We start from the raw sequence: 14,133 nt of genomic DNA, 5'->3' as shown, positions 1-14,133 counted from the left end.
TCCTCTTTACCACCCTAATTGTCCATGTAAAGCCGCATCATTGCCATTCAGCACGTAAATAGCCTCTAATTTCACTTACATATTGCTGAAACTGTATACTTTCTTCAACATCAGCGGATCTAGGTCTTGGTAGGTCAATATTAATAATTTTTGTTATTTTTCCTGGACGTGCACTCATAACAACAACTTTATCAGATAGCAATACTGCTTCCCTAATATTATGCGTAACAAAAACAACCGTTTTGAGATAAGCTTCCCATATATGTAGCAGCTGATAGCTTATTTTCTCTCGTGTAATTTCATCAAGAGCAGAGAATGGCTCATCCATTAATAGAATAGGCGCTCCCGATCCAAATGCTCTAGCGATACCAACCCGTTGCTGCATACCACCTGATAATTCTTTCGCATACGAATGAGCAAATTCACCAAGTCCTACCGAACGTAGTAGCTCCATTGGGTCTTCACGCTTAGTAGCTTCTTGAACTGCCTTTTTGTTAACTTCAAAAGGAAGGTTCATATTTTCAAGTACTGTGCGCCACGGGAATAGCGCTGGTGATTGGGGTACAAAACCAAATTGCTTTTGTTTTTGAGCTTCCTTTGGCGATAATCCACCAATAGTAACCTCGCCTTCATCACCTTTCACAAGTCCACCAATAATCCGCAAAAGTGTCGATTTCCCACATCCGCTTGGACCAATTAAACTAACGAATTTACGTTGCTCAATCTGCAAATCTATCTGCTGTAGCGCTTGTGTAGACCGTTCTCTTTGCTTGAATGTTTTACTAACTTGCTTTAATTGTATATAAGACAATTGCGATCACCACACTTCATAATATAATCAACAAACTCATTTATATTGAAAAGATTGAACAGTCACTATCTTATCATGTATTACTAACAAAAAGAAAGTGCCTAGTAGTAAGTTTTCATCATTATGCCATAATACCGATAAAATTGATAGGGATTGATAGACGTATAGCAGCACGAATTAAGCGCTAAACTATAGTATTGCAACAATAGTTGCGAAGTACTCGTCAGCAGGTAGAGAAATCCACAAAAAAGACTGAAATTCTTCACTTTGGAAGATTCTCAGTCTCTTTTCGTTAATAAGCGATTAAACTACTGCTGACCATTTGCGATCACTTAGATTAGGACAGCTCTTGCTGCGATATTTGGCAGACACCCTTACAAAGCAACCACATAATAGACAGGTTTGCTTATTCATAAGCTTTTCACATCCATCACACAAACTCAATCGCTGCTCATACTCTTGCTCAGAAACGATAATCGCGTCATCTTGAAACATTGGAGCTAGTAAGATCCGATCGATTTGCTGCTCTGTGACCTCATATTGCGGTCCACAGCCACGACAACGATTTTCAGTATGCTTTTGTGCATTCATAGACATCACCTAGCTTACTCGATTGTTAATGCTGTTACTGACATAGGAGAGAGCGTCAGTGTCAATTCCGTACCGTTAACTGTATAATTACTGTATGCTGTTGGCGCTACTTGATCTGGAGCGTCGAATGTATTGTGTGCATCCATAACATCAGCTGTTAACTCCGTTGCAGTAATATTCAGTGTCTCTTGCGCTAAGCCTCTTAGATCAATCGTCACTGTCGTAGCTTGTGCTGGATTAACATGAGCTAAGCTAATGTTAATTTTCCCTGCAGCATCACGAGAAGCTGTAGCTGAGACAGCTTTCATGCTCAGACCATGCTCTTCAAATGTTTCGGACTCTAGATTGAATTGCAGCAATTGTGCATCTTGGTGAACTTTATACATATTGAATACATGATATGTTGGTGTTAACAATATTTTCTCACCTTCGGTAAGAATTACAGCTTGCAGCACGTTAATCATTTGAGCGATATTAGCCATACGAACACGATCACTATGATCGTGGAAAATATTGAATGACAATGCTGCAACTAGTGCATCACGAATCGTATTTTGTTGATATAAGAAGCCTGGATTAGTACCTGGCTCAACATCATACCAAGTTCCCCACTCATCAACGATAAGTGATACACGTTTATTCGGGTCATATTGATCCATAATTGCCGAATGACGTGTAATTAGCTCATCGATACGTTGCGCTTTCTTCAATGTTTTAATCCATTCGTTCTCAGGAAAAGCAGTCGCGGAACCTTTTTCTGCCCAAGATTCACTTGGAAGTGTGTAATAGTGTAGAGATAGTCCATCCATATATTGATGCGCTTCACGCATTAATACTTCCGTCCAACGGTAATCATCAACGTTTGGCCCACATGCAATTTTGAATACTTTATTATCGCCGTAATTACGTACATAAGTTTGAAAACGGCGGTATAGATCAGCGTAATACTCTGGGCGCATATTACCACCGCAGCCCCAGTTCTCATTGCCAACACCGAAATATTTCAGCTTCCAAGGGTTTTCTCTACCATTTTCAGCACGTAGTTCTGCCATAGGTGAAATACCTTCGAAGGTCATATATTCTACCCATTCAGACATTTCTTGAACCGTACCACTACCAACATTACCGCAAATAATAGGTTCACACTCTAGCATTTCACATAACAGCATAAACTCATGTGTACCAAAGTGGTTGTTTTCTACCACACCGCCCCAATGCGTGTTAATCATGCGCTTACGATTTTCATTTGGGCCGATACCATCTTTCCAGTGATACTCATCTGCGAAACAACCACCCGGCCAACGCAATCCAGGAATTTTAATTTCTTTAAGCGCTTTCACTACATCATTACGAATACCCTTTGTATTCTCGATCGGAGAATCCTCTCCAACCCATATTCCTTCATAAATACATCTTCCTAAATGCTCAGAAAAATGACCATAAATTTGACGGTCGATATGAGATATCGTTTGATCTCCATTAATAATTAAGTGATTAGTTGTCATGAAACGATCACCCTTTCAATGATGATTGGATTAATATATGTATTAATCCACTGTTTATTATATTAATCCTACATCTATAATAATATTATTTTTCCATTTTGACAACTACTTCTTTATGTTTTTGTTATAATTAAAAAGGAACATTATTTACTAGATTTAGAAGAGAGGGGAAATTCATTATGAAACAAATGCCATTAATCCAGCGAGGAATTACTTCAAGTCGTCTTGCAATTGGTTCTATGGGTTTTGGAGGGTCTTGGGACGCTTCTGAACCATACACATTAGACCATGTAAAGCAATTTGAAGCCGTATTGAATGCAGCACTTTCTATCGGAATTAACTTCTTTGATCATGCAGATATATATACACGAGGAAAAGCAGAGCGTATTTTCGGTGAGCTTTTGAATGATAAGCCTTCCTTACGAGATTCAATTATTATTCAATCGAAATGTGGTATACAACTTGCCGATGGCCTATTGCCAGGTCGGTATAATTTCTCCAAGGATCATCTATTAAGTTCAGTTGATGGAATATTAGATCGCTTGTCCACTGATTATATTGATATTCTGCTACTCCATCGTCCTGATCCATTACTTGAACCAGAAGAAATTGCTGAAGCATTACATATATTGAAAGCTTCCGGCAAGGTGAAGTATTTCGGAGTTTCCAATATGCATACAGGTCAAATGCGCTATATTAAGCAAGCACTCGCTGATGACCTTATTGTTAATCAACTTCATCTTAGTCTTGAACAACATGATTTTATCGATCAAGGATTGCTTGTTAATCGTAGAGAAGGTTCAAGTACTAATTTTGAACAAGGATTAATGGAATACATGCAGCTTGAAAATATACAAATTCAAGCTTGGGGTCCATTAGCCCAAGGAAGATATACAGGTGCTATAAGAGAGCAAGTAACAGAAGCCGAACTATTAACGACACAGCTTATTAGCAAACTTGCTAACGAGAAGGAAACGACAAAAGAAGCTATTTTGCTTGGATGGCTTATGAAGCATCCTGCAATGATTCAACCGATCCTTGGGACGACGAATGCGCAGCGCGTATTAGCTTGCCAAGACGCTGAACGACAAGCATCGTTAATGACGCGTGATGAGTGGTGGGAGTTATACACAACGGCCAACGGCTCGCGGTAGTTCAATACGCGGACTTTGAACCTCCATTTTAAGTTTCGAGCATTTGACCGCTTGTGTACTCGTGCCGTACACGTTGCTGGGTTTCGTTGCATCGCGTGTACTTACGTACAGTTGCGAATGTTTTCCAAATAAAAAGGAAAATGATGCATAATGTTTCTCGTTGAATCTCATACTAACTCTGAAAGGAGTTGATAAGTGTGAGTTCAAGCAATAGACTTATCGTCCCTGAGGCAAGGCGTGCGATTGATCAGATGAAATTTGAAATTGCACAAGAGCTGGGAATTACGCTGCCTCAAGACGGTTACTACGGCAATATGTCAACACGAGACATGGGATCAATTGGCGGTTACATAACAAAACGACTAGTGGCTCTAGGACAACAGCAACAACAATCAAAACATTTTTAATACAGAAATTCACCGTCTGGGCTGCCTCAGGTGCTTGTTTCATAAGCTAAAGAGGGAGCCTATTTACTTTACACTTCCATTTATTCATATTTATCGTTAAAATAGATTAATGTAAGCAAGATATTCATAGAGAATATATGATAGAAAGGAATATCTATAATATGATTATTCAACCCAAATCAAGAGGATTTATTTGTACGACAGCTCATCCACAAGGTTGTGCTGGACAAGTTCAAGAACAAATTAATTATGTAAAACAACAAACACAGCTTAATGGTCCAAAAAATGTGCTAGTAGTTGGAGCTTCTACAGGCTACGGTCTAGCTTCTCGCATCGTTTCAGCATTTGGCGCAAATGCAAATACAATAGGTGTATATTTTGATAAAGCTGCTGAAGGTGCTCGTACTGCTTCCGCAGGCTGGTACAATTCTGCTGCCTTCGAAACTGCTGCTGCCGAAGCAGGATTAAAATCTTATAGTATTGTTGGTGATGCTTTCTCTAACGAGATTAAAGCACAAACAATTGACTTAATTAAGACTGAACTGGGTAAAGTTGATCTTGTTATCTACAGCGTAGCATCTCCACGTCGCGTGCATCCAGATACAGGAGAAGTCTTCTCCTCTGTCATTAAGCCACTAGGTGGAGTATATACAAACAAAACAGTTAACTTCCATACAGGCGAAGTTACAGAAGTAGCTATCGAACCTGCAACTGAAGATGAATTACGTCAAACGATTGCTGTAATGGGTGGCGAGGATTGGCAAATGTGGATCAACGCATTGCAAGCTGCTGATGTACTTACAGCTGATGCAACAACTGTTGCTTATAATTATATCGGTCCTTCTATTACACATGCGGTTTATCGTGAAGGTACAATTGGAGCTGCGAAGAATCATCTTCTAGAAACAGCTCATAACTTGAATGATCAATTGAAATCAACTGGTGGTCGTGCATTTATTTCTGTAAATAAAGCACTTGTAACACAATCAAGCTCAGCGATTCCCGTTGTTCCATTGTACATATCTGCTCTTTACAAATTAATGAAAGAGCAAGGTACACATGAAGGTTGTATCGAGCAAATCTATCGTCTGTTCAATGAAAGACTTTACATTGACGGTGTAACACCAGTTGATGAAGACGGTCAAATTCGTATCGACGATCTTGAGATGGAACCAGAGCTTCAAGCTGAAGTTGCGAAAATCTGGGAAGCATTAACAACTGAAAACGTATATGACCTAACTGATCTTAAAGGTTACCGCGATGAATTCTTCGGACTATTCGGTTTCGGAGTAGACGGCATTGACTACGAGTCTGATACAGATCCAGTTGTTGATATTGTTAACTTAAAGTAGTATAGCATTATAGTCATGAAGAGTTATTTCTTCATGACTATTTTCTTTGTCAACGAATAACGGTTTTCATTTGTGAATATCTCATTAATTTGATATGATAAGGTTGCTAATTATAACTGCTACGTGGCACACATATTTTGGAGGATATTATGGCTCAAATTAAAATTTTTTCCGGTTCATCTAACCGGCCACTCGCGCAAGCGATTTGTGATCAATTACAAGCCCCACTTGGACAAGCAAAAATCTCACGCCTGCAAAGTGGAGAAATTCATGTTTCTTATGAAGAATCGCTTCGTAACCATGATGTATTTCTTGTACAAGCAATGTCTCATCCGGTCAACGAATATCTTGTAGAACTACTAGTTATGATTGATGCTGCCAAGCGTGCTTCTGCAAATTCAATCAATATCGTTATGCCTTACTACGGATATGCTCGTCAAGAACGTAAGAGTCGTCCGCGTGAGCCTATTTCCGCGAAAATGGTTGCTGATATTATTACTACCGTTGGTGCAAATCGAATCATCACTGTTGATCTGCATGCTGACCCGATTCAAGGTTTCTTCGATATCACTGTCGATCACCTTACAGCACTGGATATTATTATTAAATACATTCGCGAGAAAAAAATTGTGAACCCAGTAGTTGTATCTCCAGATGCTGGACGAGCTACAGTTGCAGAAAAACTAGCTGGTCTTATCGATTGTCCGTTTGCCATTATGATCAAAAACCGTCCTGCCCACAATAAATCCGAGATTACTCATATTATCGGTGAAGTTGAAGGTATGACTCCAATCATTATTGAGGACTTAATCGATACTGGTAGTACGATTGTAAACGTCGTTGAAGCATTGAAAAAGAAAGGTGCTAACGATGCCTATATTTGTGCTACGCATGGATTATTCTCTGAAAATGCAGTACAGAAACTAGATCACCCTAATATTGAAGAGATCATCATTACCGATACTATTTTGTTAGACGAAAATATTCCTGACAAATTTGTTACATTGTCTATCGCTCCACTGATTTCTTCAGCAATTAAGATTATTTCTGAGGGTGGTTCGTTAGCTACACTCTTCAAATCTTAATAGATGTAGTTCATAAAGCAGACCTTGATAACGAAGTAATGCACTACTAGACGAAACGAGCCGTATAAGATCACAACTTGATCTTATACGGCTCGTTTTTATAGTTTCTAGATAACAATGTATGATTAAAGATTATGCAAGATTTAAGATAAACAGCAAATAATCGGTTCCTTTGATTAGTTAATAACGATTCTAGTCCCAGTCTCAGCTGCTTGAAGACATGCTTCAAGTACTTTCATATTCGCTACAGCATCTTCTAACGGAAATTGCTGTACCTCTTCTCCACGGATCGTTCTAGCCATTGCATCTGCTTGCAGTGCATAGCTATTATAATATGGTGTCTTAATCTCCTTCACGTCATCGCCTTTACGAACATAGAAATATGAACCTTCTTCCGTATGTGATAAGAATGCATTAGGGAGCTCGATAATACCATCTGTTCCGATGATTTCAAGCGGACTTCTTGGTGCAGCCAACATTCCACAATCGAATGCAAGTGCAACATCATCGCTAAACTCTAATAGCCCCGATGCCATCATATCGACACCACCATGCTTTTCGGAAAACATCGCCTGCACAGTAGCAGCCACAGGCTCACGCTCGAGAATATAACGCGCTGCACTAATCGGATAGCAGCCAACATCATACAGCGAGCCTCCGCCCCATTCCTTTACAAAGCGAACATTGTCTGTATTTTCGCCCATATTGAAAGTAAAGCCGCCGCGTATATGACGAATTTCTCCAATTTCACCAGCAGCAATCATCTCCTTAATTAGCTTATAGCGTGGATGATAGCGATACATGAAAGCTTCTGCCATAATAACATTCTCTTCTCGAGCAACTTGTGCCATTTCTGCAGCTTCAACACTATTCAGTGCTATTGGCTTCTCACATAGTACGTGCTTACCAGCTCTTGCAGCCCTAATACTCCATTCTTTATGTAGATGGTTCGGTAGTGGAATATATATGACATCTAGATCAGAATCATCAAGCATTTCTTCATAACTACCATAAGCAACAGGAATTTGTAGTTCCGCAGCTGTAGCCTGTGCAGTTTCCAATGAACGACTTGCAATAGCCTTAACTTCATTATGCTCAGACAATCGAATTCCTGGAATTACAGACCGCTTCGCAATGGAGGCGCAACCAAGAATTCCCCACTTTAACTTCTGTATAATCATGACATTGCTCCTTATCTCTACTAATATTGTGTATCCCTCTTAACAAGAGTAAAATGAAAGACAGCTGTTCGTTTTGTCCATATTACATTTCTATTATATTATATCAAATAAATAGCGAGGTGCATTGCCCTTGAAACAAAAAAAAAATACATTTATTACAATAGTGTTACTACTAATCATTATTGCATCTTTCTACTTTATATTTACCGTTCTAAATGCTAAGGAAACTATCTCATTACAACCGAATGAACTTGAATTAAGTACTAATACACCTTCGGGTAACGATAGTCAACCAACGGTAGTAGCTACTCCAAGCGAACAACCACTCCCTACGGTTACTCCCGATACGATTATTCCAAGCGCCCGGACTACCGAAGAAGTAGAGCAACTGCTGCAAAATCTTACCCTCGCTCAAAAAATCGGACAATTATTAATTATCGGCATCGAAGATAAGCAGTTAACAACGGCACACCAGAAACTTATTCAAGAACAATATATTGGCTCCATCATTCTTTTCAAAAGAAATATTAACGATGAACAACAACTCACCGACTTTATCTTGCAATTAAAGCAACAAAATGAGCATCCAGACATACCATTGTGGGTTACGGTCGACCAAGAGGGTGGTCAAGTTAATCGATTACCCGAAAAATTCCCTGCTGCTGCAACTTTAGCCCAGCTGCATGATCCAACATTAACTTTTGATTCTGCTACTACAATGGGTAAAAAATTAGCTCAGTACGGTTTCGATGTTGACTTTGCTCCGGTATTAGATGTAAATAGCAACTCGAAAAATTCAGTTATAGGAGAACGCGCCTTCGGTACAACGCCGCAGGAAGTATCCCCGCAAGCGATAGCTATGCTGCAAGGATTAGAGCCATATGTTGTGACAGTAGGAAAGCATTTCCCCGGTCATGGCGATACGAGTGAAGATTCACATAAAACGCTACCTACCATTAACAAATCATGGGAAGAACTGGAGGAGTTTGAGTTAATCCCTTTCTATGCTGCTATTGAACAGCAGATTGACGCCCTTATGATTGGTCATCTCTATCTTCCACAACTAGATGCCGAATATCCTGCATCATTATCGAAGGAAATCATTACTCATAAATTACGTGAAGAAATGGGATTTAACGGTCTTGCTATATCCGATGATATGGTGATGGCCGGCATTACAAAGCAATATAATATAGGTGATGCAGCTGTCATCGCCTTGCAAGCAGGTGTTGACATGCTGATCGTAGGTCATGATGTCAAATCACAGCAGGAGGTCCTAACTGCCATTACAACCGCTGTCAATAACGGTAATATTTCAATGCAGTTATTAGACGAACATGTCCGCAGAGTATTAACTGTTAAGCTAGAGCAAGCTCTGACCTCTCAATAATGTTGTCGAGACGTATTTACAGCTTGCTTGACAAGATTACCAAACTCATCAACTTTTTGCTGGGCATCTCTTAGCTGCTCCGTCGCATGATATAGATTACGGGGTGTTAATGAAACTGCATTTTCTAGTGTTTGAACACTACTACTAGCTACATTTTCCGTCTCAACAATTCGACTATAACTGTATACCCCTTGCGTTTGTGCAGTAGAACGAATTTGAACGATCGACGCTTTCAATTGACCACATCCGATCAAATATTCCTGCACCCGCTGCTCTGAGCGCTCATGAATATGAAGTAATTGCGCACTACTATCTTGAATCTTTTGTAATAATGAATTTGCTTGTTCCAATATTTTATCTGCTGCCAAATATCGCTGAACTTCAAATGTATTGTACTGTTCCACTTTTCCGACTTGCTCTTTCAGCATGCCTACATTACGTTGTAATTCCGTAAATGTATCAGCAGCATTTCTCCAGTGAACTTCATGGAATTGTAATCGCAAAGCATTGATTTGTTTTGTAATCTCAGCATGTTGACCTTGTTCAAATTGCATCATAACTAGCATATACTGTTTCAACAATTGTTGATTACGATCTCTCGCTTCTATCGACTGCTTCACTTCAGCTATCGAATTGGCCAGCCAATGATTAATTCGCTGTATCCCTTCACGCGCAACGTTCATATCACCAATATTCAAAGCTTTCTTAATCGATAATAATTGCCCGTTCATTGATTCATAATTGTTGTATGGTGAAATTTCCTCAAGCTTTAATCGCTCTTGCTGCACCAGTGCATCTAATTGTCGCTTTGATTCATTAATTTTTTCTGGTAGCTTGGAACTTTCATTGACTAGCGCCGAGTACTCATTAATTTCGTTACACCATGTTGTAATTTGAGAACCATATTGATCAAGTTGCAGCTTTGCTTCTACAGGATTGAAGGCAAGTAATGCAGTAGCATTCTCAACAATTTGCTGTAGCTTAGCTTCTTTCTCTATTAACTTAATTAATGTTATTTCATTACTTTTATTCATCACTGCAAAACTTATCTTCGCTTGTTCGAACTTCGATTGATGATGCTGGAGTGATTTCGTTGCCATTGCGATTTCATTGTTATACGCTTGAAATACATCTTCAAGTCTAATCGCCATTTGCAGCTGTTGCTTCACTTGATACATTAACTCTTTCATATGTACAACATGCTTCGAGCTAATCCATCGCGGCAGAGGCTTTAAGCTGCGTAATTGCTCTGGATACGTCGTTGCACGTTGCAATAATGTATATAGTTCATTCTCAGATGACTCTATAATTGCTCTCGATCTACCTTGGCTAAATTTGAGGGCAGTCGTCAAGCCATCTTCTAGTTCATGTACTTTACCAAGCACTGTTTCCAATTCATCAGTAATTTTTTCAACGTCTTCGCTATAATTTTTACGTTTACGCCACTGCAATCTACCGAAAAGCATGTTAATCCATTTTTTCATGTTTCCTCCAAAAAGAAAAAAGCCTGGTTAAGTAACCTGGCTTTTTCAGCTTATAACGATATTATCTGTATAAACCACTTATTTATTTGCATCAAGCTCAGCTTTAAGCGCAGCTAACTCATCATCTACAGCTGTAGTACGAGAATCTTTTAACGCTTCAGCAAATTTATCATCTAAAGATTTGTCTTCATTAGCAAGTTCATATGCTGCATCTGCTTCATCATGCATTCTTTTGATTTTTTCTTCCATACGATTGAACGTAGCACCAACGTCATTAGTACCAACACCAGACATCGTTTTATTAATTTTTTGTTGCGTTTTGGCAGCTTCTGCTTGTGCGATCAATGTACTACGTTGATCTTTCATCTCAGTTACACGAGATTTCAATTCCGTTAATTGCGTACGTAATTTATCAGCTGTCGCTTTGGCGCGATCATAATTTTCTTGCAGTTTATCACGCTTCTCAACTTGCTTCTTTTTGTCTAGCAAAGCTTCGCGAGCCAAATCTTCATTGTTAGCTGCCAATGCTTGACGTGCTTGTGCATCTCGACGAGCAACAACCTCTTCTGCTTCTGCAAGCTCACGTTCGAATCTCTTTTCAACTGCCATCTGAGACGTTACTGCAGCTGTTACTTTCTCGACATCTTCATCAAGCTCACGAAGCACCTGATCAATAATTTTAACAGGGTCTTCAATTTTATCAATGGCTGCATTAACATTGGCTTTTCCAATACGGAATAATCTATCAAATATACTCATTTAAACTGCCTCCCTCGAATTCATATTATAGTAGTTATACGCAATAATCGCTCCGCAGTTTCATGTTGTCTAATATTTCATCATTTCATATGTCCAATAACATTATGCCAATGCCAATAATCCAATCGCGATAGCTCCACATAAGCCTGCATCATCGCCTAATCCTGGAGCAATCACATATTGATCGATGTTTTCTAATATCATCGGATGCTGAACATATCCATTCAAGTTTTGTTGTAATTGCTCACGAATAAGTGGGAAAAGTTGCTCTTGATGCATCACACCACCACCCAAAATAATTTTCTCTGGTGATAGTAAGAGTATGGTAGATGTAAGTGCTTGAGCAATATAATAGGCTTCTAGCTTCCAAGCTTCATGGTCAGCAGGTAACTCTGTACCCTTCACACCATAACGACGTTCAATCGCCGGGCCTGCTGCAACACCCTCCAGACAATCTTTATGGTACGGACAGAAGCCTTCATAACGATCATCCGGATGACGCTTCACAGGAATATGTCCCGCTTCGGGATGTAGCAGACCATGTACAAGCCGTCCTTCAGTATATACACCTACACCTACTCCCGTTCCTATTGTGTAGTAGACACAGCTATTCAGCCCTTTAGCGCTTCCCCACGTCGCCTCTGCAAGTGCAGCTCCATTGACATCTGTATCAAAGCCAATTGGCACATCGATCGTTTTTCGTAATTCACCTATTATATTAAAATTACCCCATCCAGGCTTAGGAGTGGTTGTAATATAACCATATGTATCACTAGATTTGTTTACGTCAATCGGACCGAATGTACCTACACCTAACGCATCCAACTGTTCATTTGCAAAAAAATCATTTATTTTCTTCATTGCTACAGTTGGCGTTTCCGTTGGAAAGCTTATTTTACGTTCAATAAGCCCATGCTCATTGCCGATACCACAAATAATTTTAGTTCCACCAGCTTCAATCGCTCCAATTCTCAATAAAAAAACCTCCTAAAACTTTTCGTTAACTTTCAAAACCACTTCTCGTACAACGAAAAGTTGCTTCGGAAGCATCATTCATGCTACTGTAAGCAAAAAATCCATTAACAATTCTCTCTACAATTAATGATAGAATAGTTAATGGATTTTGTATACTATCTTCTAACCTTCTTCGCCATAATAAAAACTCGATAAAGAACGTTTTCGTTCATTACCGAGTCCATATTGTTGTCATATTATTTCATTTATTATTTCATTCGTTATTAAGCCGTTTGCTTCTCACGCTGAGTAAACAAAAGCTTCAATAAAGGTGGTGTCACTACTGTCGTAATAATAACCATAATAACGATCGAAGTGAAATATTCAGGATCTAATAACTGGGCTGACAGTCCGGTTGCTGCAATAATTAAAGCAACTTCTCCTCGTGACACCATACCTGCTCCAATAATAAGTGCTGGCTTAGACTTAAATCCAGTTAGTCTAGCTCCTAGCCAACAACCAATAAGCTTAGTCACAATAGCCATCAATGTTATTACGATTAAAAATCCAATTTGATGACTAATTCCTTTGAATGATACATCAAGTCCAATGCTCACAAAAAATACTGGAACGAATAGTGTGTAGGCGATCGGTTCGATTTTATGTTCAACCGTTTTTCTAAATGGAGTTTGTCCGACAGCAATACCTGCAGCAAACGCACCAATAATTCCAGCCATATGCATATATTCTGCAAAGTAAGCAAAGCCAAAGCAAAGTGCAATAGCTACCGAAACAACGGGCTCTGTTACCTTTAATTTTCCAAGCCATTTCATTACTAATGGTACAATAAATATACTTGCTATTATGATAATAACGAAGAATATTACTTTATTGAGTACGAGCATGCCGATTGAACTACCTTCATCAGCACCAGTAAAGCTCATCATAAACGCTAATAAAATAACTACGAGTACATCATCAATAACAGCTGCTCCTAGAATTGTAGCGCCTTCTCTTGAATTCAGTTGATCTAATTCCTTCAACACCTGCACAGAAATACTTACCGATGTGGCGCAAAATAGTGTTGCAAAAAATAACGAATGATTGCTGCTAAATCCATAGGCAATCCCGACACTATACCCTCCGATAAATGGCAGTATAATACCACCGATCGCGACAGCTAATGCCGATTTCCATGTCTCTTTCATCTGCTTGATATCCGTTTCAAGTCCTGCAATGAACATAAGTAATAAAACACCGATATTAGCAAACGTAGTAACCAGCTCGTCACTTTGCACCCACCCAAGCACTGCAGGTCCGAGTACGATACCGATAATCAGCTTCCCCAATACAGCAGGCTGACCAAGCTTAACTGAAATATGACCTGCAATTTTCGTTGCAAGTAAAATAATAACAATTGTAAAAATAAATTCCATTTGAATCCTCCCTTATGCAAACAC

Annotated in this window: 13 protein-coding genes; 5 read left to right on the top strand and 8 right to left on the bottom strand. The window is 39.2% G+C overall.

The window, feature by feature from the left end:
* Positions 1-37: 37 nt before the first annotated feature.
* The 3 genes from AC1TO5_RS12750 to AC1TO5_RS12740 form a co-directional block, all read right to left on the bottom strand.
* Complete coding sequence (locus tag AC1TO5_RS12750; RefSeq protein WP_482063202.1) at positions 38-811, bottom strand: ABC transporter ATP-binding protein; 774 nt, start codon at positions 809-811, stop codon at positions 38-40.
* A 303-nt stretch (positions 812-1,114) separates the two neighbouring features.
* On the bottom strand, positions 1,115-1,402 hold the full coding sequence (locus AC1TO5_RS12745; RefSeq protein WP_482063201.1) for a hypothetical protein: 288 nt from the start codon (positions 1,400-1,402) through the stop codon (positions 1,115-1,117).
* A 14-nt stretch (positions 1,403-1,416) separates the two neighbouring features.
* Positions 1,417-2,907 (bottom strand): alpha-N-arabinofuranosidase, encoded by a 1,491-nt coding sequence (locus AC1TO5_RS12740; protein ID WP_482063200.1) that lies wholly within the window; start codon positions 2,905-2,907, stop codon positions 1,417-1,419.
* Positions 2,908-3,086: 179 nt separating this feature from the next.
* On the opposite strand from AC1TO5_RS12740, the gene AC1TO5_RS12735 reads away from it, so the two are divergent.
* From AC1TO5_RS12735 to AC1TO5_RS12720, 4 genes are all read left to right on the top strand, one after another.
* Complete coding sequence (locus AC1TO5_RS12735) at positions 3,087-4,061, top strand: aldo/keto reductase (protein WP_482063199.1); 975 nt, start codon at positions 3,087-3,089, stop codon at positions 4,059-4,061.
* Between the two features lie 197 nt (positions 4,062-4,258).
* Positions 4,259-4,468: an alpha/beta-type small acid-soluble spore protein gene (locus tag AC1TO5_RS12730; RefSeq protein WP_482063198.1), complete on the top strand. Its 210-nt coding sequence runs from the start codon at positions 4,259-4,261 to the stop codon at positions 4,466-4,468.
* A 161-nt stretch (positions 4,469-4,629) separates the two neighbouring features.
* A complete protein-coding gene (gene fabV / locus AC1TO5_RS12725) occupies positions 4,630-5,820 on the top strand; it encodes an enoyl-ACP reductase FabV (protein ID WP_482063197.1) in 1,191 nt (396 codons plus the stop codon).
* Positions 5,821-5,969: 149 nt separating this feature from the next.
* On the top strand, positions 5,970-6,905 hold the full coding sequence (locus tag AC1TO5_RS12720) for a ribose-phosphate diphosphokinase (protein WP_482063196.1): 936 nt from the start codon (positions 5,970-5,972) through the stop codon (positions 6,903-6,905).
* A 176-nt stretch (positions 6,906-7,081) separates the two neighbouring features.
* Here AC1TO5_RS12720 and AC1TO5_RS12715 read toward each other — a convergent pair whose 3' ends face one another.
* Entirely contained in the window at positions 7,082-8,083 is a 1,002-nt protein-coding gene (locus AC1TO5_RS12715; RefSeq protein ID WP_482063641.1) for a Gfo/Idh/MocA family protein, read from the bottom strand.
* A 133-nt stretch (positions 8,084-8,216) separates the two neighbouring features.
* On the opposite strand from AC1TO5_RS12715, the gene nagZ reads away from it, so the two are divergent.
* A complete protein-coding gene (gene nagZ, locus AC1TO5_RS12710; RefSeq protein ID WP_482063195.1) occupies positions 8,217-9,476 on the top strand; it encodes a beta-N-acetylhexosaminidase in 1,260 nt (419 codons plus the stop codon).
* On the opposite strand, the gene AC1TO5_RS12705 is transcribed toward nagZ, so the two are convergent.
* From AC1TO5_RS12705 to AC1TO5_RS12690, 4 genes are all read right to left on the bottom strand, one after another.
* On the bottom strand, positions 9,470-10,960 hold the full coding sequence (locus AC1TO5_RS12705) for a hypothetical protein (protein ID WP_482063194.1): 1,491 nt from the start codon (positions 10,958-10,960) through the stop codon (positions 9,470-9,472). The genes nagZ and AC1TO5_RS12705 overlap by 7 nt on opposite strands.
* Positions 10,961-11,038: 78 nt before the next feature.
* Positions 11,039-11,719: a PspA/IM30 family protein gene (locus AC1TO5_RS12700; protein ID WP_482063193.1), complete on the bottom strand. Its 681-nt coding sequence runs from the start codon at positions 11,717-11,719 to the stop codon at positions 11,039-11,041.
* A gap of 102 nt (positions 11,720-11,821) precedes the next feature.
* Entirely contained in the window at positions 11,822-12,694 is an 873-nt protein-coding gene (locus tag AC1TO5_RS12695) for an ROK family protein (RefSeq protein ID WP_482063192.1), read from the bottom strand.
* 263 nt (positions 12,695-12,957) lie between these two features.
* On the bottom strand, positions 12,958-14,109 hold the full coding sequence (locus tag AC1TO5_RS12690; protein WP_482063191.1) for a cation:proton antiporter: 1,152 nt from the start codon (positions 14,107-14,109) through the stop codon (positions 12,958-12,960).
* Positions 14,110-14,133 lie beyond the last annotated feature (24 nt).

The organism is Paenibacillus sp. Y930 (assembly GCF_056786375.1).
Note: the sequence above shows the minus strand (reverse complement) of the source record. Positions and strands in the feature narration are given on the sequence as shown.